This is a genomic window from Leptothrix cholodnii SP-6 (assembly GCF_000019785.1).
Lineage (GTDB): Bacteria > Pseudomonadota > Gammaproteobacteria > Burkholderiales > Burkholderiaceae_C > Sphaerotilus > Sphaerotilus cholodnii.
Map to the genome: position 1 here is coordinate 3,760,205 of NC_010524.1, position 22,636 is coordinate 3,782,840.

General features: G+C 67.9%; 19 protein-coding genes. 5 read left to right on the plus strand and 14 right to left on the minus strand.

Features of this window, described 5'->3' with window-relative positions:
- Positions 1-67 precede the first annotated feature (67 nt).
- On the plus strand, positions 68-1,276 hold the full coding sequence (locus tag LCHO_RS16860) for a M20 aminoacylase family protein (RefSeq protein ID WP_012348387.1): 1,209 nt from the start codon (positions 68-70) through the stop codon (positions 1,274-1,276).
- Positions 1,273-1,950 carry a DJ-1/PfpI family protein gene (locus tag LCHO_RS16865; protein WP_012348388.1) on the plus strand — a complete coding sequence of 226 codons (678 nt, stop codon included), beginning with the start codon at positions 1,273-1,275 and terminating at the stop codon, positions 1,948-1,950. Before LCHO_RS16860 ends, LCHO_RS16865 begins: the two co-directional genes overlap by 4 nt.
- Positions 1,951-1,960: 10 nt before the next feature.
- Here the strand turns inward: LCHO_RS16865 and LCHO_RS16870 are convergent, their stop codons facing one another.
- The 3 genes from LCHO_RS16870 to tal form a co-directional block, all read right to left on the minus strand.
- Entirely contained in the window at positions 1,961-2,581 is a 621-nt protein-coding gene (locus LCHO_RS16870; protein ID WP_012348389.1) for an HAD family hydrolase, read from the minus strand.
- Positions 2,582-2,644: 63 nt separating this feature from the next.
- Positions 2,645-4,282 (minus strand): glucose-6-phosphate isomerase, encoded by a 1,638-nt coding sequence (pgi, locus tag LCHO_RS16875; RefSeq protein WP_012348390.1) that lies wholly within the window; start codon positions 4,280-4,282, stop codon positions 2,645-2,647.
- A 30-nt stretch (positions 4,283-4,312) separates the two neighbouring features.
- Positions 4,313-5,260, minus strand: coding sequence for a transaldolase (tal, locus tag LCHO_RS16880; protein WP_012348391.1), 948 nt, complete (start codon positions 5,258-5,260; stop codon positions 4,313-4,315).
- A gap of 251 nt (positions 5,261-5,511) precedes the next feature.
- Here tal and zwf point away from each other — a divergent pair, with 251 nt between their 5' ends.
- The gene (gene zwf / locus LCHO_RS16885; protein ID WP_012348392.1) at positions 5,512-6,969 is read left to right on the plus strand and encodes a glucose-6-phosphate dehydrogenase; all 1,458 of its coding nucleotides are present in this window, start codon (positions 5,512-5,514) and stop codon (positions 6,967-6,969) included.
- 107 nt (positions 6,970-7,076) lie between these two features.
- Complete coding sequence (locus tag LCHO_RS16890) at positions 7,077-7,931, plus strand: SIS domain-containing protein (RefSeq protein ID WP_012348393.1); 855 nt, start codon at positions 7,077-7,079, stop codon at positions 7,929-7,931.
- A 31-nt stretch (positions 7,932-7,962) separates the two neighbouring features.
- On the opposite strand, the gene LCHO_RS16895 is transcribed toward LCHO_RS16890, so the two are convergent.
- The 9 genes from LCHO_RS16895 to LCHO_RS16935 all read right to left on the minus strand — a co-directional run bounded on the left by LCHO_RS16895 (position 7,963) and on the right by LCHO_RS16935 (position 19,222).
- Positions 7,963-8,226: an STAS domain-containing protein gene (locus LCHO_RS16895; RefSeq protein WP_012348394.1), complete on the minus strand. Its 264-nt coding sequence runs from the start codon at positions 8,224-8,226 to the stop codon at positions 7,963-7,965.
- Between the two features lie 26 nt (positions 8,227-8,252).
- Positions 8,253-8,867, minus strand: a complete 615-nt coding sequence (locus tag LCHO_RS16900; protein ID WP_012348395.1) for an MlaC/ttg2D family ABC transporter substrate-binding protein — start codon at positions 8,865-8,867, stop codon at positions 8,253-8,255.
- Between the two features lie 102 nt (positions 8,868-8,969).
- Positions 8,970-9,779 (minus strand): MlaA family lipoprotein, encoded by an 810-nt coding sequence (locus tag LCHO_RS16905; protein ID WP_012348396.1) that lies wholly within the window; start codon positions 9,777-9,779, stop codon positions 8,970-8,972.
- Positions 9,776-10,258, minus strand: coding sequence for an outer membrane lipid asymmetry maintenance protein MlaD (gene mlaD, locus LCHO_RS16910; RefSeq protein WP_012348397.1), 483 nt, complete (start codon positions 10,256-10,258; stop codon positions 9,776-9,778). Before mlaD ends, LCHO_RS16905 begins: the two co-directional genes overlap by 4 nt.
- An 18-nt stretch (positions 10,259-10,276) precedes the next feature.
- Positions 10,277-11,056 carry a lipid asymmetry maintenance ABC transporter permease subunit MlaE gene (gene mlaE, locus LCHO_RS16915; RefSeq protein ID WP_012348398.1) on the minus strand — a complete coding sequence of 260 codons (780 nt, stop codon included), beginning with the start codon at positions 11,054-11,056 and terminating at the stop codon, positions 10,277-10,279.
- Positions 11,053-11,889, minus strand: coding sequence for an ABC transporter ATP-binding protein (locus LCHO_RS16920; protein ID WP_012348399.1), 837 nt, complete (start codon positions 11,887-11,889; stop codon positions 11,053-11,055). The genes mlaE and LCHO_RS16920 overlap by 4 nt, the downstream gene beginning before the upstream one ends.
- Before the next feature lie 148 nt (positions 11,890-12,037).
- Positions 12,038-13,513 carry a glutamate synthase subunit beta gene (locus tag LCHO_RS16925; protein ID WP_012348400.1) on the minus strand — a complete coding sequence of 492 codons (1,476 nt, stop codon included), beginning with the start codon at positions 13,511-13,513 and terminating at the stop codon, positions 12,038-12,040.
- A 66-nt stretch (positions 13,514-13,579) separates the two neighbouring features.
- Entirely contained in the window at positions 13,580-18,346 is a 4,767-nt protein-coding gene (locus tag LCHO_RS16930; protein WP_012348401.1) for a glutamate synthase-related protein, read from the minus strand.
- Between the two features lie 162 nt (positions 18,347-18,508).
- Entirely contained in the window at positions 18,509-19,222 is a 714-nt protein-coding gene (locus LCHO_RS16935) for a transposase (RefSeq protein ID WP_012348402.1), read from the minus strand.
- A 94-nt stretch (positions 19,223-19,316) separates the two neighbouring features.
- On the opposite strand from LCHO_RS16935, the gene cysK reads away from it, so the two are divergent.
- Entirely contained in the window at positions 19,317-20,240 is a 924-nt protein-coding gene (cysK, locus tag LCHO_RS16940) for a cysteine synthase A (protein ID WP_012348403.1), read from the plus strand.
- A gap of 10 nt (positions 20,241-20,250) precedes the next feature.
- On the opposite strand, the gene LCHO_RS16945 is transcribed toward cysK, so the two are convergent.
- Together LCHO_RS16945 and aroB are read right to left on the minus strand one after the other, a co-directional pair.
- Positions 20,251-21,396, minus strand: a complete 1,146-nt coding sequence (locus LCHO_RS16945; RefSeq protein ID WP_012348404.1) for a deoxyguanosinetriphosphate triphosphohydrolase — start codon at positions 21,394-21,396, stop codon at positions 20,251-20,253.
- 112 nt (positions 21,397-21,508) lie between these two features.
- Positions 21,509-22,630 carry a 3-dehydroquinate synthase gene (gene aroB / locus LCHO_RS16950; protein WP_012348405.1) on the minus strand — a complete coding sequence of 374 codons (1,122 nt, stop codon included), beginning with the start codon at positions 22,628-22,630 and terminating at the stop codon, positions 21,509-21,511.
- Between the last annotated feature and the right edge of the window lie 6 nt (positions 22,631-22,636).

Sequence of the window (22,636 nt, forward strand, 5' to 3'; positions counted from 1 at the left end):
GGCTCAGGCTGAACGCCCGGCTAAGATGATTCGACTGCCTTTTGGTGCGCGCCCACGGAGTCTCCGCATGTCCCCGACCGAACCCCGCCTGATCGCCTCGCTGGTCGAGCAAGCCCCCGGCCTCGCCCGCATCCGGCGCGACATCCACGCCCATCCCGAGCTGTGTTTCGAGGAGGTGCGCACCGCCGACGTGGTGGCGCGCCAGCTCACCGAATGGGGCATCCCGATCCACCGCGGGCTGGGCAAGACCGGCGTGGTCGGCATCATCAAGAGTGGCACGTCGGACCGCGCCATCGGCCTGCGCGCCGACATGGACGCGCTGCCGATGACCGAGCACAACCGCTTCGAACACGCCAGCCGCCACCCCGGCAAGATGCACGCCTGCGGCCACGACGGCCACACCGCGATGCTGCTGGCCGCGGCCCAGCACCTGGCGAAACACCGCGATTTCGACGGCACCGTCTACCTCGTCTTCCAGCCCGCCGAAGAAGGCGGCGGCGGCGCGCGCGAGATGATGCGCGACGGCCTGTTCGAGCGTTTTCCGATGCAGGCGATCTTCGGCATGCACAACTGGCCGGGCATGGCGGCGGGGCAGTTCGCGGTCTGCAAGGGGCCGACGATGGCGTCGAGCAACGAGTTCCACATCACCATCACCGGAAAGGGCTCGCACGCCGCGCTGCCGCACAACGGCGTCGACCCGGTGCCGATCGCCTGCCAGATGGTGATGGCCTTCCAGACCATCGTGACGCGCAACAAGCGCCCGACCGACGCGGCGGTGATCTCGGTGACGATGATCCACACCGGCGAGGCCACCAACGTGGTGCCCGACAGCTGCGTGATCCAGGGCACGGTGCGCACCTTCACGCTCGACGTGCTGGACATGATCGAGCAGCGCATGCGCACGGTGGCCGAGCACACCTGCACGGCGTTCGGGGCGAGCTGCGAGTTCGACTTCAAGCGCAACTACCCGCCCACCGTGAACCATCCCGACGAGGCCGAGTTCGTGCGCGGCGTGATGCAGCAGGTGGTGGGCAAGGCCGACACGCTGGAGTTCCAGCCGACCATGGGCGCGGAGGATTTCAGCTTCTTCCTGCTCGAAAAACCGGGCGCCTATTTTGTGATCGGCAATGGCGATGGCGATCACCGCGAGCAGGGCCACGGCCTGGGCCCGTGCAACCTGCACAACCCGAACTACGACTTCAACGACACGCTGATCCCGCTCGGCGCCACCTTGTGGGTGCGGCTGGCCGAGCGCTGGCTGGCGGTGCAGAAATGAACCCGACCCCGACCCGCCTCATCGGCCTGCTGATCTACGACGGCGTCGAGCTGCTCGACCACGCCGGGCCCTACGAGGTCTTCACCACCGCCAGCCGCATGCACGCGCGGTTGCACGGCGCGGGCCTGCCGCCACCGTTCGAGGTGCTGTCGATCGCCGCCAGCCAGGCGCCGATACGCGCCCGCGCCGGCCTGCAACTGCTGCCCGACCAGACCATCGACGCGCATCCGCCGCTGGACCTGCTGATGATCCCCGGCGGCGTGGTCGATGCACCGCTGGCCGACGCGCGCACGCTGGCCTGGGTGGCCGATCAGGCGACGCAGGTGGAAACGGTGGCGTCGGTCTGCACCGGCGTGTTCGTGCTCGCCGCCGCAGGCGTGCTGCCCGAGGGCTGCAGCTGCACGACGCACTGGGAGGACATCGACGACCTGCAGCGGGCGCACCCGACGCTGAAGATCCACAGCAGCATGCGCTGGGTCAACGCGCAGCTGCCCGCCACCGACGAGGCGCCGCCGCGGCCGCTCTACACCTCGGCGGGCATCTCGGCCGGCATCGACCTGGCGCTGCACCTGGTGGCGGTGTTCGCCGGTCAGGCGCTGGCCGAACGGACCGCGCGGCAGATGGATTACCGCTGGATCAGCACCCCGCACGACGGCACGCCGCACGTGCTGTGAGGCGGACGGCTCAGGCCAGCACGCCCATCTCGCGCAGCTCGGCCTCGGCCTGGGCCGCGTCGCTGAACAGCACGGCGTCGATGCCGAGCGCGCGCGCCGCCTCGACATTGGCCGGGTGGTCGTCGAGAAAGATGCAGTCGCCCGCGGGCACGCCGAACCTTTCGAGCGCGTGCACAAAGATCGCCGGCTCGGGTTTGCTCAGCTGCACGCGGCCGGAGAACACGCCGTCGTCGAACCAGCTCAGGAAGTGATGCGACTGCTCCAGATGCGTTGCCAACGGGCGAGGCATGTTGGAGAGGTAGAACAGCCGGTGGCCGGCATCGCGCAAGCGGCCCAGCAGCTCGACGGTGGGCCCGATCGGCGCCAGCTCGGCCGGCACCGCGTCGACCACCGCCGCCACCTCGTCGGCGTGCAGACCGGTCTGCGCCACCAGCCCCTCGATGAGCTCGGGGCGTTCGATGGTGCCTCGGTCGTAGCGGCCCCAGGCGCCGCCGTAACCCTGGAAAAAATCGCGTTGCAGCGCCTGCGTGCTGGCCTCGTCATGCGCGCGTTGCGGCAGCACACGCGCCAGCAAGGCGGCCGGCTGCCACTGGAACACCACGGCGCCGAAATCGAAGATCAGGTGTTTCACATCAAGACCGGTTAACAGCTAACCGCACGGGCTGCGCTCAAGCGAGCCCGTGCCTTCATCGCGTCAGCCGCGCAGACGCGCCAGCAGGCCGGCGGTCGACGCATCGAGCCCGGCCGATTCACCGCTCGCGAAACGCGGCAGCAGCTGGTTGCACAGCGCCTTGCCCAGCTCCACGCCCCACTGGTCGAAGCTGTTGATGCCCCATAGCGCGCCGCTGGTGTAGACGCGGTGTTCGTAGAGCGCGATCAGCGCGCCCAGCGACGCCGGGCTCAACCGGTCCAGCACCAGCGTGCTGCTCGGCCGGTTGCCGGGGAAGGTGCGGTGGCGCGCCACGGTCAGCGCGTCGAGTGCGGTCGAGGCGGTGGGCGCCTTGTCGGTCAGCGCGTCGTCGGTGGTCTTGCCCAGCATCAGCGCCTGGCTCTGTGCCAGGCAGTTGGCGAGCAGCTTGACGTGCTGGTCGGCCAGGCCGGCCTTCAACTCGTCGGCGACGTCGGGGCCGTGGTTGGGCGTCTTGACGGCGATGAACTCGACCGGGATCACGTCGGTGCCCTGGTGCAGCATCTGGAAGTAGGCGTGCTGGCCGTTGGTGCCGGCCTCGCCCCAGACCACCGGGCAGGTGCCGTAGGGCAGCGAGGCGCCGTCGAGGTCGACGCACTTGCCGTTGCTCTCCATCTCCAGCTGCTGCAGGTAGGCCGGCAGGCGGCGCAGACCCTGGTGATAGGGCGCGATGCTGCGGCTGGTGTAGCCGAGGAAGTTGCGGTACCAGACGTCGAGCAGACCGAGCTGGATCGGCAGGTTCGATTCGAGCGGCGCGGTGGCGAAATGGCGGTCCATCGCGTGCGCACCGGCCAGCAGGGCGCGGAAGTTCTCGGCGCCCACGGCCAGCGCGATCGGCAGGCCGATGGCGCTCCACAGCGAATAGCGCCCGCCGACCCAGTCCCAGAAACCGAAGGTGGTGGTGATGCCGAACTTGGCGGCCGCCGCCACGTTGGTGGTGCTGGCCGCGAAGTGCTTGGCGATCGCCGCCTCGCCACCCTCGCCGTAACCGGCCAGGAACCAGGTGCGCGCGACTTGCGCGTTGGCCATCGTTTCCTGGGTGGTGAAGGTCTTGGAGGCGACGATCACCAGCGTCTCGCGCGGGTTCAGGTCGCGCAGCACCGGGGCGATGTCGTGGCCGTCGACGTTGGAGACGAAGTGCAGCTGCAGGCCGCGCTGCGCGTAGGCGTCGAGCGCGGGCACGACCATCTGCGGGCCCAGATCCGAGCCGCCGATGCCGATGTTGACCACGTGCTTGATGCCGCTGGTGGCGGTGTCGCGCACCTGCTCGACGTAGGCCAGCATCGCGTCGAGCACGCCGTGGACGTCGTCCGAAAAAGGTGCGGCGCCACGCGGCGCGCGCAAGGCGGTGTGCAGCACCGCGCGGCCTTCGGTGTGGTTGATCGGCTCGCCGGCCAGCATGGCATCGCGGCGCGATTCGATCTGGCACTGGCGCGCCAGGCCGAGCAGCAGGCCGCGGGTGGTGGCGTCCCAGTGGTTCTTCGACAGGTCGGCGAACACCTCGGGCGCCTGCAGGCTGAAGGCGTCGAAGCGGCCGGCGTCGGCGCCGAAGGCGGTGCGCAGGTCGAACTGGCGGCCGGCGCCCTGGTGGTGCGCGGCAAGCGCGGCCCAGGCCGCGGTCTGGTCACAGCGGGGTGTGTTCATCGGTATCTCCTGCGGTGGGGCGGCGCGGGCTCAGAGCGCCAGGATCATCTTGTCGAGCTTGGCGGCATCGGCCGCGAAGGCGCGGATGCCTTCGGCAAGCTTCTCGGTGGCCATCGCGTCTTCGTTGAGCGCGAAACGGAAACCGGGCTCGTCGTAGCGGACCGCGTCGATCGCGGCGTCGCGGGCCGCGGCGGCGTCGAGGGCGGCGCTGATCGGCTCCTCGCTGGCCTGCAATTGCGCCAGCAGGTCGGGGCTGATGGTCAGCAGGTCGCAGCCGGCCAGCGCGGTGATCTGGCCGACGTTGCGGAAGCTCGCGCCCATCACCTCGGTGGCGATGCCGAACTTCTTGTAGTAGCTGTAGATCTGCGCCACCGACTTCACGCCGGGGTCGTTGGCACCGGCCATCGCGGCCTCGTCCCAGTTGGCGCCGGCCGACTTCTTGTACCAGTCGTAGATCCGGCCCACGAACGGCGAGATCAGCTGCACGCCCGCTGCGCCGCAGGCCACCGCCTGCGCGAAGGCGAACAGCAGCGTCAGGTTGCAGTGGATGCCCTCGCGCTCCAGCTCGGCGGCGGCCTGGATGCCTTCCCAGGTGGAGGCGATCTTGATCAGCACCCGCTCGCGGCCGATGCCGGCGTCGTCGTACAGATTGATGATGCGGTGCGCGCGCGCCACGGTGGCGGCGGTGTCGAAGCTCAGGCGGGCGTCGACTTCGGTCGAGACGCGGCCGGGCACGATCTTCAGGATCTCGAGGCCGAAGCGCACCAGCACCTGGTCGACCACCTGGTCGAGCGGCAGGCCGCGGTGGCGGGCGACGGTTTCGGTCAGCAGCGGCGCGTACTCGGCCTGCTGCACCGCCTTGAGGATCAGCGACGGGTTGGTGGTGGCATCTTGCGGCGCGAACTGCGCCAACTGCAGGAAGTTGCCGGTGTCGGCGACCACGGTGGTGAGGCGCTTGAGTTGGTCGAGCTGGTTCATGGCGAGGCGGTTGGCAGGTGGCTACTCGGCGATTAGAACGCAACCACGCGGGCCTGGAGTTCAAGCGAGTTACGGCCGCGAGCAGCGGGCCGGCGAAGGCCGCAAACCCTGTCGATACCAGGGAAAAGCCGCCAAAACGCCAACCGGTATCGATTGCGCTGAAGCCCGGATTGACCCGAAAAAGAAACTCATGCATCATCAATGCTGAAACTCAGTTACAGCCCTGTCGTACAACCGAAAGGCCTTCACCCATGTCCTTCGACCTCGTCTTCTTTGGTGGCACCGGCGACCTCACGTGGCGCAAGCTGATGCCCGCGCTGTTCCAGGCCTTCCGCCACGGCAAGCTGCCTGCGGGCGGGCGCATCCTGGCCGTGGCGCGCGACGAGCGCAGCGACGACGACTACCGGGCCTTCATCAAGGAGCGTTTCCACGAGGTCGAAAGCTCGAAGCGCCCGAGCGACGACGAGTTCGCGCGTTTCGCCGAGCTGCTGCACTACCGCCGCATGGACCTGTCGCAGCCCGACGACTACGCCGGCCTGAAGGCCTGGCTGGACGAACGCGGCGCCGACACCGTGGTGCTCTACCTGGCGACCAGCCCGCACCTGTTCACCGCCATCTGCCAGCAGCTCGGCAACGCCGGCCTGAACGCGCCGCACGTGCGCGTGGTGCTGGAGAAGCCGCTGGGCCACGACCTGAGCAGCGCGCGGGAGATCAACCAGGTGGTCAAGGCGGTGTTCAACGAGCGCCAGGCGTTCCGCATCGACCACTACCTCGGCAAGCCGGCGGTGCAGAACCTGATGGCGCTGCGCTTCGGCAATGCGCTGTTCGAGCCGCTGTGGCGCCGCGAGTCGATCTCCAACATCCAGATCACGCTGGCCGAAGGCCTGGGCGTGGGCACCCGCGGCGACTACTACGACAACACCGGCGCGCTGCGCGACATGATCCAGAACCATGCGCTGCAGCTGCTGACGATGATCGCGATGGAGCCGCCCAGCACCAACGACGCCGACGCGATCCGCGACGAGAAGCTCAAGGTGCTGAAGTCGCTCAAGCCGTTCACGGCCGAGAGCGTGGTGCGCGACGTGGTGCGCGGCCAGTACCGCGCCGGCAACGTCGACGGCAAGAAGGTGCCGGCCTACCTCGACGAGGTCAAGGTGCCGACGGGCAGCCACTGCGAGACCTTCGTCGCCATCCGCACCGAGGTGCAGAACTGGCGCTGGGCCGGCGTGCCGTTCTACCTGCGCACCGGCAAGCGGCTGGCCGCGCGCGACGCGCAGATCGTCGTCAACTTCCGGCCGGTGCCGCACCCGATCTTCCCGGGCACCAACCGCGCCAACAAGCTGGTGATCAAGCTGCAGCCCGAAGACGGCCTGGAACTGCACCTGTCGGCGGCCAAGGGCAGCGGCGTCAGCGACACGCTGGCGCCGGTGTCGCTGGACCTCGATTTCGACAAGGCCTTCCCGACCGAGCGGGTGGGCGCCTACGAGCGCCTGCTGCTCGACGCGATCGCCGGGCGGCTGAACCTGTTCGTGCGCAGCGACGAGCAGGAAGAAGCCTGGCGCTGGGTCGAACCGGTGCTCGAGGCCTGGGATCGCGAGCGCAAGAGCGGCGGCGAAGGCCCGCGCGGTTACGCTGCCGGCAGCTGGGGCCCGGCCGCGGCCAGCGCGCTGGTCGCACGCGACGGCTTCGCTTGGAGCGAAGAGCAGTGAGCTGGCCCGATCCGATCGGGCGTGGCAACCCCTGGCGTGTCGCCCCGGGCACGTCGTCATTGACGCCCGGCCCTGAAACGGCCGGTGTCACACGGAACGCACCCAACATGCTCGATCGAATCCGCGCCTCGCTGCCCGCACTCTCGCCTGCCGAACAGCGGGTGGCCAAACTGGTGCTCGCCGATGCCCGCAGCTTTTCAAGCCTGCCGGTGGCCGAACTGGCCGACCGGGCGCACGTCAGCAAGCCGACGGTGGTGCGCTTCTGCCGCAGCGTCGGCTATGACGGTCTGGCGGACTTCAAGCTGAAGCTGGCCGGCACCGTCAACGAGGGCGTGCCCTTCGTGCACCGCGCGGTCGACGAGGACGACAAGCCCAACGACCTGATCGTCAAGGTGATCGACAACACGGTCAGCGCGCTGCTGAAGTTCCGCAACGACCTCGCCACGCACGCGATGGAGCGCGCGATCGAGGCGCTCACCGCCACCGCGCGTGCCGGCAAGCGCATCCAGTTCTACGGGGTCGGCAATTCGGGCATCGTGGCGCAGGACGCGCAGCACAAGTTCTTTCGCCTGGGCGTGCATGCCGTCGCCTTCAGCGACGGCCACGTGCAGGTGATGGCCGCGACGATGCTGGAGCCCGGCGATTGCGCCGTGATGATCTCCAACTCGGGCCGCACCCGCGATCTGCTCGATGCCGCCGAGATCGCCCGACGCAAGGGCGCGAACACCATCGTGATCGGCGCCAGCGGTTCACCCCTGGCGCACCAGGCGCAGATCCTGCTGGCGGTCGATCACCCGGAAGACTACGACCGCTACAGCCCGATGGTCAGCCGCCTGCTGCACCTGACGGTGATCGACATCCTGACCACCGCCGTGTCGCTGCGACTCGGGCCGGAGCTGCGCCCGATGCTGCAGGAGATCAAGAAGAACCTGCGCGCCAAGCGCTACGCATCGCCGGAATGAGCGCCGCCGCAGCGACGCGCAAGCGGCAGGCTCAGATGCAGCCGGACAGGCCGTAGAGCGAGGCCAGGCGCACCAGGCGCTGCGGCAGGGCCTGGGTCGAAAACCCGCGTCCGTGCGTCTGGGCGTGGCGGCGACACGACAGCAGCAGGCCCAGGGCACTCGAATCGAAGCGCCCCAGCTGATGGCCATCGATGACGACCGACGTGCCCGCGGGCAAGGCGTCCATCTCGGCAAAAAGACTGCGCAACGTCGGTGGCGTTTCGACGTGGGTCAGGCGTTCAGGCAGGCTCAGCATGGATGCACTTTTCTGTCGGACCGTTATCAGCTCTTGGCGGCCGGTGCCTTGTTGCGCTCGGCCAATTTGCTGATGAGGCCATCGATTCCTGACGCGGAAATTTCTTGTGCGAAGCTGGAGCGGTAGGTTTCGACCAACCACACGCCGAGCACGTTGACGTCGTAGATCTTCCAGGTGTCACCGGATTTTTCGAGGCGGTAGTCGAGCTGGATCGGATCGCCCTTGCCCTTGACCTCGGTACGCACCAGCACTTCGGTGTCGGCAGGCTGGGCACGCAGGGGCTTCATCACCACCGACTGGTCGCGCACCTGGCTGAGCGCGCCCGAATAGGTGCGCACCAGCAGCACCTTGAACTCGTCCTGCAGCCGGCTCTTCTGCTCCGGCGTGGCCTGGCGCCAGTAGCGGCCGACCGCCATCGAGGTCATGCGCTGGAAGTTCACGTGCGGCAGCACCTTGGAGTCGACCAGCGCGATGACCTTGCGCACGTCGCCGGCCTGGATCTCCTTGTCGGCCTTGACGGTGTCGATCACCTCGGTCGAGAGCTGCTTGACCAGCGCATCGGGCGCCGTTTCGGCGTGCGCGGCAGAGCCCAGGAGCAGGAAGACAGTGGCCACGAGGGCCGTCCAATAACGCATCAGCATTGTGTTGTTCCTAGTGACAGGCCGGATGGCTGCGCTGCTTCAACGGCCCATGACGGGCTGAGGAGGACAGGCGGCTGGATCGGGCCCGGTTGGCAGGTCGCTTCAGCGCGGAGCCGAGGCGGGATTCGCAACCGCGGAGGCGGCGCCTTCGGCAGGCACCACGGCACCCTGGGGCGCGGGCGGAGACGGCAGATCGCCGTCGTCGGAAGGATCGAGATACGGTTCCTCGTCGTCCGATTCGGGCGGGTTGCCGTTGTAGACCAGATTGAGGCGGCGTTGCAGATGGGCATCTCGCACGAAGGTGTACTTGTCGAGCGCGATCTGGTCGATCAGGTCGGTGGCCTTGATCAGGTCGGCGCGCAGGTTGATGACGCGCACGCCCGTGAGCGCATAGGCCGCGGATTCGGGCGAGACGAAACCGGACGGACTCAGGACGGTATCGAACGGGATGTCGAGCGAATCGCGCAGGGTCGACGGCCCGAACACGGGCCAGACGATGTAGGCGCCCGCCGGCACGCCCCAGTGGCCGAGGGTCTGGCCGAGGTCCTCGCCGTGGCGCTCGAGACCGATTTCGCTGGCCACGTCGAACAGGCCCAGCGCCCCGAACACGGTGTTGGTGCCGAAGCGCGCCACATCCGAAAACCCGTCGCGCACCCGGCCCTGCATGAACAGGTTGGTGGCCGACCAGATGTCGTGGATGTTGCTGAAGAAGTTGGTGACACCGCGGCGCACCGGCGCCGGCAGCACGTCGCGATAGACCGTGGCCACCGGCTTGATCACGGCGGCATCGACCGCCTCGTTGAAGGCGAAGACACCGCGGTTCCAGGGCTCGATCGGATCGGGCTTGTGCGCCGTGGCACACCCGGCGAACAGGGTCGACGCCAGCAGGGCGGATGTCAGGAGCCGTCTCACTTGGCGGCTCCGTCACCGCTTCCTGCGTCGGCCGCCTTGTTGTAGAGGAACTGGCTGAGCAGAGTCTCGAGCACCACGGCCGACTGGGTCTGGCTGATGACGTCGCCGGCGGCCAGGTTGTTCTCGGCCGGGCCGGGCTCGAGGCCGATGTACTGCTCGCCCAGCAGGCCGGCGGTCAGGATCTTGGCCGAGCTGTCCTTCGGGAAGGCGAAGCGCCGTTCGAGATCGAGGTGCACGCTGGCCTGGTAGCTCTTGTCGTCGAAGGTGATGCTGGCCACCCGCCCCACCACCACGCCGGCGCTCTTGACCGCCGCACGCGGTTTCAGGCCGCCGATGTTGTCGAAGCGGGCGACGACCTGGTAGGTGGGCTCGAACGAGATCGCCAGCAGATTGCCGGCCTTCAGCGCGAGGAACAGCAGGGCGGCCGCGCCGATGGCGACGAACAGGCCGACCCAGAGGTCATGACGGGATTTTTGCAAGGGTTCCTCCGTGCATCTTCAAATCGAGAACATCAGCGCGGTGAGCACGAAGTCGAACGCCAGCACCGCCAGCGACGACACCACCACGGTGCGGGTGGTCGCTCGCGCGACCCCTTCGGGCGTGGGCTGGCATTCGTAGCCCTGCAACAGGGCGATGAACGTGACGATGAGCGCGAACACCACGCTCTTGATGACGCCGTTGCCGATGTCCTTGAAGACATCGACGCCGCCTTGCATCTGCGACCAGAACGAGCCGGCGTCGACACCGATCATCACGACGCCGACCAGCCAGCCGCCGATGATGCCGACCGCGCTGAACACCGCGGCCAGCAAGGGCATCGCCACCATGCCGCCGATGAAACGCGGCGCCAGCACGCGCTGGATCGGGTCGACGGCCATCATCTCCATCGCGGCGAGCTGTTCGCCCGACTTCATCAGGCCGATCTCGGCCGTCAACGCGGTGCCGGCCCGACCGGCAAACAGCAGCGCCGTCACCACCGGCCCGAGTTCACGCACCAGCGACAGCGCCACCAGCAGGCCGAGCGCCTCGGACGAGCCGTAGCGCTGCAGCGTGTAATACCCCTGCAGCCCGAGCACGAAACCGACGAACAGCCCCGACACGCCGATGATCGCCAGCGAATGGTTGCCGAGGAAATGGATCTGGTCGAACACCAGCCGCCAGCGCCGCAGGGCCACCGGCGTGAGCACCAGCAGGCGCAGCAGCAGGCGCGTCGCCAGGCCGATGTCGGCCAGCTTGCAGCGCACCGAATAACCCAGATCCGACAGTCCCCAGCTCATCGCGGCACCCCCAGTCGGTAATCGTCGAGTGCAGGCACCGCGGGGTAATGGAAGCGCACCGGGCCATCGGCCGCGGCGCTGACGAACTGCCGGACCAGCGGATCGTCGCTGGCGCGCATCTCGTCGGGCGTGCCCTGCGCGGCGATGCTGCCGTTGGCGATGAAGACGATGTGGTCGGCGATCAGGAAGGTCTCGTCGACATCGTGGGAGACGACGATGCTGGTCACACCCAGCGCATCGTTGAGCTCGCGGATCAGGCGCGCGGCCACGCCCATCGAGATCGGGTCGAGGCCGGCGAAAGGCTCGTCGTACATGATCAGTTCGGGGTCGAGCGCGATCGCGCGGGCCAGCGCCACGCGCCGGCTCATGCCGCCCGAGATCTGGCTGGGCATCAGGTCACGGGCGCCGCGCAGGCCGACCGCATCGAGCTTCATCAGCACCAGGTCGCGGATCATTTCCTCGCCGAGCCGGGTGTGCTCGCGCAACGGAAAGGCGACGTTGTCGAACACCGACAGGTCGGTGAACAGCGCGCCGAACTGGAACAGCATGCCCATGCGCCGACGCGCCTCGTGCAGGCCCTGGCGATCGAGCCTGGCGATGTCCACGCCATCGAACAGCACCTGGCCCGACATCGCGCCGAGCTGTCGCCCGATCAGGCGCAGCACCGTCGTCTTGCCGCCACCCGAAGTGCCCATCAGGCCGACCACCGAACCGCGCGGCACCGTCAGGTTCACGTCGCGCAGGATGACCCGATCGCCGTATCCGCAAGTGACCGAACGCAGTTCGACCAGCGGGGCGACCGAAGGGGCATCGAGTGAAGCAGTGGCGTGCAATTCGGGTTCCGATCCGGGCCGGGACGGGGGATCCGTCACGGCAAAAACGGGCAAATGATAGGGGAAAGCACCAGGGCGCGTTTTTCCGGGTTGCAAAGTCGGCAAGCAAAAAGCCGCCCGCAGGCGGCTTCGGACCGAGCGCAGGGGCTCAGCGCGGCAGCGTCGTCGCCCCCATCAGGAACTCGTCGACCGCGCGCGCGGCCTGGCGGCCTTCGCGGATCGCCCACACCACCAGCGACTGGCCGCGGCGCATGTCACCGGCGACGAACACCTTGGCGACATTGGTCTTGTAGCCGCCGACCTCGTCGACGCCGGCCTTGGCATTGCCGCGGCCATCCTTCTCGACGCCGAAGGCATCGAGCACGGTCGCCACCGGATTGACGAAGCCCATCGCCAGCAGCACCAGGTCGGCCTTGTATTCCTTCTCGGTGCCGGGGATGTCGACCAGCTTGCCGTCCTTGAACTCGACATGCACGGTCTTCAGGCCGGTGACGCGGCCCTTTTCGCCGATGAACTCCTTGGTGGAGATCGCGAACTCGCGGCTGCAGCCTTCTTCGTGGCTCGACGAGGTGCGCAGCTTGAGCGGCCAGTACGGCCAGGTCAGCGGGCGGTTCTCTTCGACCGGCGGCTGCGGCATGACCTCGAACTGCGTCACGCTGACCGCACCGTGGCGGTTGCTGGTGCCCACGCAATCGCTGCCGGTGTCGCCGCCACCGATCACGATCACGTTCTTGCCATCGGCACGCAGCTGGCCCTTGAGCTTGTCGCCCGCGTTGAGCTTGTTCTGCTGCGGCAGGAATTCCATCGCGAAATGGATGCCGTCCAGATCACGGCCCGGCACCGGCAGGTCGCGGCTCTGCTCGGAGCCACCGGTCAGCAGCACGGCATCGAACTCGGCCTTGAGCTGGTCGGCGCTGATGCTTTCCTTGGCCCAGTTGGTGACCTTGCTGGCGGGTCCGTCTTTCGGCCACTCGCCCACCAGCACGCCGGTGCGGAAGACCACACCCTCGGCCTCCATCTGCTTGACGCGGCGGTCGATGTGGGTCTTCTCCATCTTGAAGTCGGGGATGCCGTAACGCAGCAGGCCGCCGACGCGGTCGTTCTTCTCGAACAGCGTCACGGCATGACCGGCACGCGCGAGCTGCTGCGCCGCCGCCATGCCCGCGGGGCCGGAGCCGACCACGGCGATCTTCTTGCCGGTCTTGACCTTGGGCGGCTGCGGCACGACCCAGCCCTCTTCCCAGGCGCGGTCGATGATCGCGTGCTCGATCGACTTGATGCCCACCGCGTCGTCGTTGACGTTGAGCGTGCAAGCCGCTTCGCAGGGTGCCGGGCAGATGCGGCCGGTGAACTCGGGGAAGTTGTTGGTGCTGTGCAGGATGGTGATGGCGTTTTGCCAGTCGCCGCGATACACCAGATCGTTGAAGTCCGGGATGATGTTGTTGACCGGGCAGCCGTTGTTGCAGAACGGCGTGCCGCAGTCCATGCAGCGCGCAGCCTGCACCTTGGAATCGTCAGCCTTCAGGCCGATGACGAATTCCTTGTAGTTCTTGACGCGTTTCTCGACCGGCTCGTAGCCCTCTTCGAGCCGCTCGTATTCGAGAAAACCAGTGACCTTGCCCATGGTGAATCTTCAATCTTTAGGTTGATCGGCGTTCGCCGCGCGCCCGGCGCGCGGCGGGGGCTCGCTTTACTTGGCCGGGACGACCTTGGTCGTGCCCTTCTTGTCGCCCTTGTCACCGCCCTTGGCCTTGGCGATCGTGGCATCGGCCGCCTGCGTGGCACCCATCTCGCCCAGCGCGCGCTTGTACTCGTGCGGGAACACCTTCACGAAGCGGCCACGCGCCTCGGTCCAGTTGTCGAGGATGTCGCGGGCGCGCAGCGAGCCGGTCCAGCGGTGATGGTCCTCGATCAGCTTCTTGAGCAAGGCCTCGTCGGTCTGGCCCTTGTGCCAAGTGGCGAGATCGACCGTCTTCTCCTGCTCGGCGGCCGACAGCACCTTGTCGAGCGCCACCATCGCGGTGTTGCAGCGGCTGGCGAAGCTGCCGTCCTCGTCGTAGACGTAGGCGATGCCACCCGACATGCCGGCGGCGAAGTTGCGCCCGGTCCTGCCCAGCACGACCGCCGTGCCGCCGGTCATGTACTCGCAGCCGTGGTCGCCGGTGCCTTCGACCACCGTGGTCGCGCCCGACAGACGCACCGCGAAGCGCTCGCCGCCCACGCCGCGGAAGAAGGCCTCGCCGCTGGTGGCGCCGAACAGCGCGGTGTTGCCGATGATGATGTTCTTCGACGCATCGCCGCGGAACTCGATCGACGGACGCACCACGATGCGGCCACCCGACAGGCCCTTGCCGGTGTAGTCGTTGGCCTCGCCGATCAGGTAAAAGGTGATGCCGTTGGCCAGGAAGGCGCCGTAGCTCTGGCCGCCGGTGCCTTCCATCTGCACGAAGATCGACTGGTCGGGCAGGCCGTCCGGATGGTGCTTGATCAGCTCGCCCGACAGCATCGCGCCGACCGAGCGGTTGACGTTGCGCGCGTCCTCCATGAACTGGACCTTCTCGCCCTTCTCGATCGCGGCTTTCGCCTTCGTGATGAGCTTGTTGTCGAGCGCCTTCTCGAGCCCGTGATCCTGGTTCGACACATGCAGGCGCGGCACATCGGCCGGCACCGCCGGCAGGTGGAAGACTCGGCTGAAGTCCAGGCCGCGGGCCTTCCAGTGCTGGATCGCCTTCTTGGTGTCGAGCAGGTCGGCGCGGCCGATCAGCTGGTCGAACTTGCGGATGCCCAGCTGCGCCATGATCTGGCGCGCTTCTTCGGCGATGAAGAAGAAGAAGTTGACGACGTGCTCGGGCTTGCCGGTGAACTTGGCGCGCAGCACCGGGTCCTGCGTGGCCACGCCCACCGGGCAGGTGTTGAGGTGGCACTTGCGCATCATGATGCAGCCCTCGACCACCAGCGGCGCGGTCGCGAAGCCGAATTCGTCGGCGCCCAGCAGCGCGCCGATGACGACGTCGCGGCCGGTCTTCATCTGGCCGTCGGCCTGCACACGCACACGGCCGCGCAGGCGGTTCAGCACCAGGGTCTGCTGGGTTTCGGCCAGACCCAGTTCCCACGGCGTGCCCGCGTGCTTGATCGACGACCAGGGCGAGGCGCCCGTGCCGCCGTCATGGCCGGCGATCACGATGTGGTCGGCCTTGCACTTGGTCACGCCCGCGGCGATGGTGCCCACGCCCACTTCCGACACCAGCTTGACGCTGATCGACGAGGCCGGATTGACGTTCTTCAGGTCGTGGATCAGCTGCGCCAGATCCTCGATCGAGTAGATGTCGTGGTGCGGCGGCGGGCTGATGAGGCCCACGCCCGGCACCGAGTGACGCAGACGGCCGATGTACTCGGACACCTTGCCGCCCGGCAGCTGGCCGCCCTCGCCCGGCTTGGCGCCCTGGGCCATCTTGATCTGGATCTGGTCGGCCGACACCAGGTACTCGGTCGTGACGCCGAAACGGCCCGACGCCACCTGCTTGATCTTCGAGCGCAGGCTGTCGCCGTCCTTCATCGTGTAGTCGGCTTCGATCACCTTGGCGCCGATCACGTCCGACACCTTGGTGCCGTCGGTGATCTTGATGCCCTTGAGCTCGTTGCGATAACGCGCCGGATCCTCGCCGCCTTCGCCGGTGTTGGACTTGCCGCCGATGCGGTTCATCGCGATCGCCAGCGTCGAGTGCGCCTCGGAGCTGATCGAGCCCAGCGACATCGCGCCGGTGGCGAAACGCTTGACGATCTCGGCCGCCGATTCGACTTCTTCCAGCGGGATCGCCTTGCTCGGGTCGAGCTTGAACTCGAACAGGCCGCGCAGCGTCAGGTGACGCTTGTTCTGATCGTTGACGATCTGCGCGTATTCCTTGTAGGTGTCGAACTTGTTGGCGCGCGTGCTGTGCTGCAGCTTGGCGATCGCGTCGGGCGTCCACATGTGCTCTTCACCGCGGCTGCGCCAGGCGTATTCGCCGCCAGCGTCGAGCATGTTGGCCAGCACCGGGTCGTCGCCGAACGCGGCGCGGTGGTTGCGGATCGCCTCTTCGGCGACCTGGAACACGCCGATGCCCTCGACCTGCGTGGGCGTGCCGCGGAAGTACTTGGCGATCAGGTCCTTGTTGAGGCCGATCGCCTCGAACAGCTGCGCACCGCAGTACGACATGTAGGTCGACACGCCCATCTTGGACATGATCTTCGACAGACCCTTGCCGACCGCCTTGACGTAGTTGTAGATCGCCTTGTCGGCGCTCAGGTTGCCCGGCAGTTCCTTGTGCAGGTCGGCCAGGGTCTCGAGCGCCAGGTAGGGGTGCACGGCTTCGGCACCGTAGCCGGCCAGCACCGCGAAGTGATGCACCTCGCGCGCCGAGCCGGTCTCGACCACCAGGCCGGCGGTCGTGCGCAGGCCTTCACGCACCAGGTGATGGTGGACAGCCGACAGCGCCAGCAGCGCGGGGATCGCCACCAGCTCGCGGTCCATCCAGCGGTCGGTGATGATCAGGATGTTGTGGCCGCTCTTGATCGCGTCCACGGCTTCGGCGCACAGCGACGCCAGCTTGGCCTCGACGCCTTCGGCGCCCCAGGCCAGCGGATAGACGATGTTGAGCTCGTACGACTTGAACTTGCCGCCGGTGTGGCGCTCGATGCCGCGCAGGCGCGCCATGTCGGCGAAGTCGAGCACCGGCTGGCTGACCTCGAGCCGCATCGGCGGGTTCACCGCGTTGATGTCGAGCAGGTTCGGCTTGGGGCCGATGAAGCTGTCGAGCGACATCACGATCGCTTCGCGGATCGGGTCGATCGGCGGGTTGGTGACCTGCGCGAACAGCTGCTTGAAGTAGTTGAACAGCGGCTTGTTCTTGTCCGACAGCACCGCCAGCGGCGAGTCGTTGCCCATCGAGCCGATGCCTTCTTCGCCGTTGGCGGCCATCGGCGCGAGCAGGAACTTGATGTCCTCCTGCGTGTAGCCGAAGGCCTGCTGGCGGTCGAGCAGCGACTCGGCAAACACCGGCGCCTGCGTCTCGCCGGCCGGGATGGTGCCGAGCTTGATGCGCACGTTCTCGATCCACTGCCGATACGGCTTGGCCGACGCGAACTGGTTCTTCAGCTCCTCGTCGTCGACGATGCGGCCCTGCTCGAAGTCGATCAGGAACATCTTGCCCGGCTGCAGGCGCCACTTGCGCACGATCTTGTTCTCGGGGATCGGCAGCACGCCGGCCTCGGAGGCCATCACGACCAGGTCGTCGTCGGTGACGATGTAGCGCGCCGGGCGCAGGCCGTTGCGGTCCAGCGTGGCGCCGATCTGCTTGCCGTCGGTGAAGACCATTGCGGCCGGGCCGTCCCACGGTTCGATCATCGCGGCGTGGTACTCGTAGAACGCGCGACGCCGCTCGTCCATCGTGGTGTGCTGTTCCCAGGCCTCCGGGATCATCATCATCGCGGCGTGCGCCAGCGAGTAGCCCGACATCGTCAGCAGCTCGAGCGCGTTGTCGAAGGTGGCGGTGTCGGACTGGCCCTCGAAGCTGATCGGGTAGAGCTTCTTCAGGTCGTCACCCAGCACCGGCGACTTCATGACGCCTTCGCGGGCGCGCATCCAGTTGAAGTTGCCCTTGACGGTGTTGATCTCGCCGTTGTGCGCCACCATCCGGTACGGGTGGGCCAGCGGCCACTCGGGGAAGGTGTTGGTCGAGAAACGCTGGTGCACCAGCGCCAGCGCCGAGGTGCAGGCCGGGTTCTGCAGGTCGAGGTAGTACTTGCCGACCTGGTCGGCCAGCAGCAGGCCCTTGTAGATGATCGTGCGGCACGACATGCTGGGCACGTAGTACTCGCGGCTGTGCGTCAGCTTGAGCGCCTGGATCGCGGCCGAGGCGGTCTTGCGGATGACGTAGAGCTTGCGCTCGAGCGCATCGGGCACGATCACGTCGGCGCCACGGCCGATGAAGATCTGGCGGATCACCGGCTCGGTGGTGCGCACGGTGGGCGACATCGGCATCGCCGCGTCGACCGGCACGTCGCGCCAGCCCAGCAGCACCTGGCCCTCGGCCTTGACGGCGCGCTCGAGCTCCTGCTCGCAGGCCAGGCGGGAGGCGTGTTCCTTGGGCAGGAAGATCATGCCGACGCCGTATTCGCCCAGCGGCGGCAGCTCGACGCCCTGCGCGGCCATCTCGGCGCGAAACAGTTCATCGGGCACCTGGAGCAGGATGCCCGCACCGTCGCCCATCAGCGCATCGGCGCCGACGGCGCCGCGATGGTCGAGGTTCTCGAGGATCTTCAGGCCCTGCTCGACGATCGAGTGCGCCTTGGTGCCCTTGATGTGCGCGACGAAACCGACGCCGCAGGCGTCTTTCTCGTGGGCCGGGTCGTACAGACCGTGGGCAGCAAGGGATTGGATTTCAGCTTGGGACGCGGGTCCCGAGGCAGCCTGACTCATGGCGCACTCCTGGCAATTTCATGAAAACGCACGCAATTTACTGCAGTGCAGCGTGAAGTCAACCTCAATTAAATGGGGTCAGACTCCATTTAAAGATCCGAACTCAAATCAGCACAATTAAATAGGGACATATCAACAAGCCCTTCCACGCACCAACAGTGTTCACGCAGCCGGCAACTTGTCCCGCTTCGGTGCGCCGGGCGGGCGGCCCCGAGGCCTGGGGGCCAAGGGACGCGCGGTCGAATGGGCCATCGAGGCAAGAAATGCACCCGATCCGATCGCCCAGCCCTGATTGACGGCGTGGACGATCTGTTGCCGCGATGCCGCGGGCAGCGGCTCGTCGAGCAGGCGCTGCCAGGCGAGTTCGCGCTCGAAAGGGGTATTGCCGAGCGCCCAGTAGCGCCGATGCACCGTCAGCAGCGGATCACGCCGGCTGCCGACATGGTGGGCGGCGCTCGACCACGGCCAGTCGATCGCCCGGCCCACCCGGCCGGCGACTTGCGGGCTCTGCTCGATCGCCCGCGCGCAAGCCAGCAGGTGACTCTGCTCGTCGAGCACCGCGGCCCGGAACCGGCCGTCCCACAAGGTGCCGGCGCGCTGGTGGCGGCGGTTGTAGGCACTCACGTAGCGCCGGCCGACCGCCTGCATCAGGCGGCTCAGCGCCTGCGCACTCGGCGGCGTCAGCAGCAGCTGCACCTGATCGTCGAGCAGCACGTAGGCGTGCACGGCCACGCGCAGGTTGGCAGCCGCCTCCTGCAAGGCCTGCAGATAGGCGCGGCGGTCGTCGTCGTCGACAAAGACCGGCTGGTGGTGATGGCCGCGCTGCAGCACGTGGTGCGGCATGCCGGCGAGAGCGAGGCGGGGCAGGCGAGCCATGGCAAGGCGTCAGTGAAACGGCGATTGTCAGCCGCGGCGCATCCTGCGTCGATGCGACAGAATCTGCAACACCCCACAACGGAGACCCCCACCCATGAGAGCCGCAGACGTCCTCGCCACCATCGGCAACACCCCGCACATCCGCGTCAATCGCCTGTACGGCGCGGCGGCGGAAGTCTGGATCAAGTCCGAGCGCAGCAACCCCGGCGGCTCGATCAAGGACCGCATCGCCCTGTCGATGATCGAAGCCGCCGAAGCCGGCGGCGCGCTCAAGCCGGGCAGCACGATCATCGAGCCGACCTCCGGCAACACCGGCGTCGGCCTGGCGATGGTGGCCGCGGTCAAGGGTTATCAGCTGGTGCTGGTGATGCCCGACAGCATGAGCGTCGAGCGCCGCCGCCTGATGCTGGCCTACGGTGCGAAGTTCGTGCTGACACCGCGCGCCGAAGGCATGAAGGGCGCGATCGCCAAGGCGCAGGAGCTGGTCGAGACCACGCCCGGCGGCTGGATGCCGCAGCAGTTCGAGAACGAGGCCAACATCGCCGTGCACGTGCGCACCACGGCGCAGGAAATCCTGGCCGATTTTCCCGAAGGGCTCGACGCGCTGATCACCGGCGTGGGCACCGGCGGCCACATCACCGGCTGCGCGCAGGTGCTCAAGGCCGCCTGGCCGAACCTGAAGGTCTACGCCGTCGAGCCCACCGCGTCGCCGGTGATCAGCGGCGGCAAGCCGGCGCCGCACCCGATCCAGGGCATCGGCGCGGGTTTCATCCCGAAGAACCTGCACACCGCGCTGCTCGACGGCGTGATCCAGGTCGAAGCCGAGGCGGCGCGCGAGATGGCACGCCGCTGCGCCCGCGAAGAAGGCCTGCTGGTGGGCATCTCCAGCGGCGCCACGCTGGCCGCCATCGCCCAGAAACTGCCCGAACTGCCGGCCGGCGCACGCGTGCTGGGCTTCAACTACGACACCGGTGAGCGTTACCTGTCGATCGAAGGTTTCCTGCCGACCGAAGCCTGAGCCACCGCGCTCAGCCCGGCACGCGCTCGAACAGGCGCGCGCCGGTCAGCCGCTCGTGTTCGCGGATCGCGAAACGGTCGGTCATGCCAGCGATGTAGTCAGACACCGAGCGGTGCAGCAGCGGGGCACCGGCGTAGTCGGCCGGCATTTCGCTCGGCCGGGCCACGTAGGCGTCGAACAGTTCCGCCACGATGCGCTTTGCCGGCTCGGTGCTGGCCATGACCTGCGGGTGGCGGTACAGCGAGCGGTACAGCCAGCGTTTCAGATCGGTGCTGGCCGCGCGCATGGCGGGGCTGAACTGCACCAGCGGCGGCAGCTGCCGAACCTCGTCGGCGCTGCGCGGGGCGTGACGGCGCAGCGCCGCGGCGGTGGCGTCGATGACGTCGTAGACCTGCGCCGACAGCATGCGCCGCAGCGTCTCGAACAGCAGCCGGCGCTGCTTGCCCTGCGCCAGCGACGGGTGCTCGCGCAGTGCCGCGTCGCGATGACGGGCCAGCAGCGGCAGGCTGCAGGCCTGATCGAGCGTGATCAGGCCCGAGCGCACGCCGTCGTCGACGTCGTGGGCGTTGTAGGCGATCTCGTCGGCCAGGTTGGCCAGTTGCGCCTCCAGGCTCGGCTGGCTGCGCTCGATGAAGCGCCGGCCGATGCCACCGGGTTCGTGCTGGTCGATCCAGCGCGCCACCCGCAGCGGGCAGTGCTTGAGGATGCCTTCGCGGGTCTCGAAGCTCAGGTTCAGGCCGTCGAAGGCGGGGTAACGCTCCTCGAGCACGTCGACCACCCGCAGGCTCTGCAGGTTGTGCTCGAAGCCGCCGTGGCCGCGCATGCGCTCGTGCAAGGCATCCTGGCCGGCATGGCCGAAGGGCGTGTGGCCGAGATCGTGGGCGAGCGCGATCGCCTCGATCAGATCCTCGTGCAGACCGAGCGCGCGCCCGATCGAGCGGCCGAGTTGCGCCACCTCGAGCGTGTGCGTCAGGCGGGTGCGGAACAGGTCGCCCTCGTGGTTGAGGAACACCTGCGTCTTGTAGACCAGCCGCCGGAACGCCGTGCTGTGCACGATGCGATCGCGGTCGCGCTGAAACGGGTTGCGTGTCGGCGCCGGCTCTTCGGCGTGACGCCGGCCGCGGCTGATGGCCGGATCGCTGGCGTAGACCGCCATCGCCGTGGCCGGCCGCGTCAGCAGATGCGGGCCTGCCGCGCCTGCGGGCCGATCGTGCCCGATCGGGCGAGTGCGGTGCCTGGCGAGCGGCTTCGGATCGTTCGGCACGGCCTCAGGCGCAAGCCGCCTCGATGACCTGGCGCACCAGTGCCTCGGGTGCCGCCTGCATGCGTGCGCTGCCCATGGCGTCGATCACGACGAAGCGGATCTGGCCGTCCTCGGCCTTCTTGTCGACCTGCATCAGCTCCAGGTAACGCTCGACGTTGTGCGTGGCATCGAGCCGCGGTGCCCGCACCGGCAGGCCGGCCCGCTCGCAGATGTGACGCAGGCGCGACACGAACGCCGCGGGCATCAGGCCCAGCCGCGCCGACAGATCGGCCGCCATCACCATGCCGCAACCGACCGCCTCGCCGTGCAGCCAGGCGCCATACCCCATGCCCGCCTCGATCGCGTGGCCGAAGGTGTGGCCGAAATTGAGGATGGCACGCCGGCCACTCTCGCGCTCGTCGCCACCCACCACCTCGGCCTTGATCTCGCAGGAGCGCCGCACGGCGTGTGCGAGCGCAGCCTTGTCACGGGCCAGCAGCGCATCGAGATTCACCTCGATCCAGTCGAGAAAACCGCCGTCCGCAATCGGCCCGTACTTGATCACCTCGGCCAGTCCGGCAGCGAGTTCGCGCGGCGGCAGGGTGTCGAGCGTGTCGAGGTCGCAGATCACGCGCACCGGCTGGTAGAACGCGCCGATCATGTTCTTGCCCAGCGGATGGTTGACGGCGGTCTTGCCGCCCACCGACGAATCGACCTGCGCCAGCAGCGTGGTCGGCACCTGCACGAAGGGCACGCCGCGCATGTAGCAGGCGGCGGCGAAGCCGGTCATGTCGCCGATCACACCGCCGCCCAGCGCCACCAGCACGGTCTTGCGGTCGCAGGCGTTGGCCAGCAGGTGATCGAAGATCAGGTTGAGCGTCTGCCAGTCCTTGTGGACCTCGCCGTCGGGCAACTCGACGCACAGCACGCGCCGGTAATGCGACTGCAGCGCCTCGCGCACCCGCGCGGCATGGAGCGGCGCCACGGTGGTGTTGCTCACGATCACCGCCGTGCTCGCGGCCGGCAGGCCGGCCCAGCTGGCCTGCCAGGCGATCAGCCCGCTGCCGATCAGGATGTCGTAACTGCGGTCGGCCAGCGCGACCGGGACCAGGGCAAAGGGCAAGGAGGTTGGCGTTGCAGCATTCATGCAGCC

Excerpts from the sequence above, each read along its gene's own strand:
- LCHO_RS16860 (WP_012348387.1), top strand. The coding sequence starts at position 68 with ATGTCCCCGACCGAACCCCGCCTGATCGCCTCGCTGGTCGAGCAAGCC.
- LCHO_RS16865 (WP_012348388.1), top strand. The coding sequence starts at position 1,273 with ATGAACCCGACCCCGACCCGCCTCATCGGCCTGCTGATCTACGACGGC.
- pgi (WP_012348390.1), bottom strand. The coding sequence starts at position 4,282 with ATGAACACACCCCGCTGTGACCAGACCGCGGCCTGGGCCGCGCTTGCC.
- tal (WP_012348391.1), bottom strand. The coding sequence starts at position 5,260 with ATGAACCAGCTCGACCAACTCAAGCGCCTCACCACCGTGGTCGCCGAC.
- zwf (WP_012348392.1), top strand. The coding sequence starts at position 5,512 with ATGTCCTTCGACCTCGTCTTCTTTGGTGGCACCGGCGACCTCACGTGG.
- LCHO_RS16890 (WP_012348393.1), top strand. The coding sequence starts at position 7,077 with ATGCTCGATCGAATCCGCGCCTCGCTGCCCGCACTCTCGCCTGCCGAA.
- LCHO_RS16895 (WP_012348394.1), bottom strand. The coding sequence starts at position 8,226 with ATGCTGAGCCTGCCTGAACGCCTGACCCACGTCGAAACGCCACCGACG.
- LCHO_RS16900 (WP_012348395.1), bottom strand. The coding sequence starts at position 8,867 with ATGCTGATGCGTTATTGGACGGCCCTCGTGGCCACTGTCTTCCTGCTC.
- mlaE (WP_012348398.1), bottom strand. The coding sequence starts at position 11,056 with ATGAGCTGGGGACTGTCGGATCTGGGTTATTCGGTGCGCTGCAAGCTG.
- LCHO_RS16925 (WP_012348400.1), bottom strand. The coding sequence starts at position 13,513 with ATGGGCAAGGTCACTGGTTTTCTCGAATACGAGCGGCTCGAAGAGGGC.
- LCHO_RS16930 (WP_012348401.1), bottom strand. The coding sequence starts at position 18,346 with ATGAGTCAGGCTGCCTCGGGACCCGCGTCCCAAGCTGAAATCCAATCC.
- LCHO_RS16935 (WP_012348402.1), bottom strand. The coding sequence starts at position 19,222 with ATGGCTCGCCTGCCCCGCCTCGCTCTCGCCGGCATGCCGCACCACGTG.
- cysK (WP_012348403.1), top strand. The coding sequence starts at position 19,317 with ATGAGAGCCGCAGACGTCCTCGCCACCATCGGCAACACCCCGCACATC.
- LCHO_RS16945 (WP_012348404.1), bottom strand. The coding sequence starts at position 21,396 with ATGGCGGTCTACGCCAGCGATCCGGCCATCAGCCGCGGCCGGCGTCAC.
- aroB (WP_012348405.1), bottom strand. The coding sequence starts at position 22,630 with ATGAATGCTGCAACGCCAACCTCCTTGCCCTTTGCCCTGGTCCCGGTC.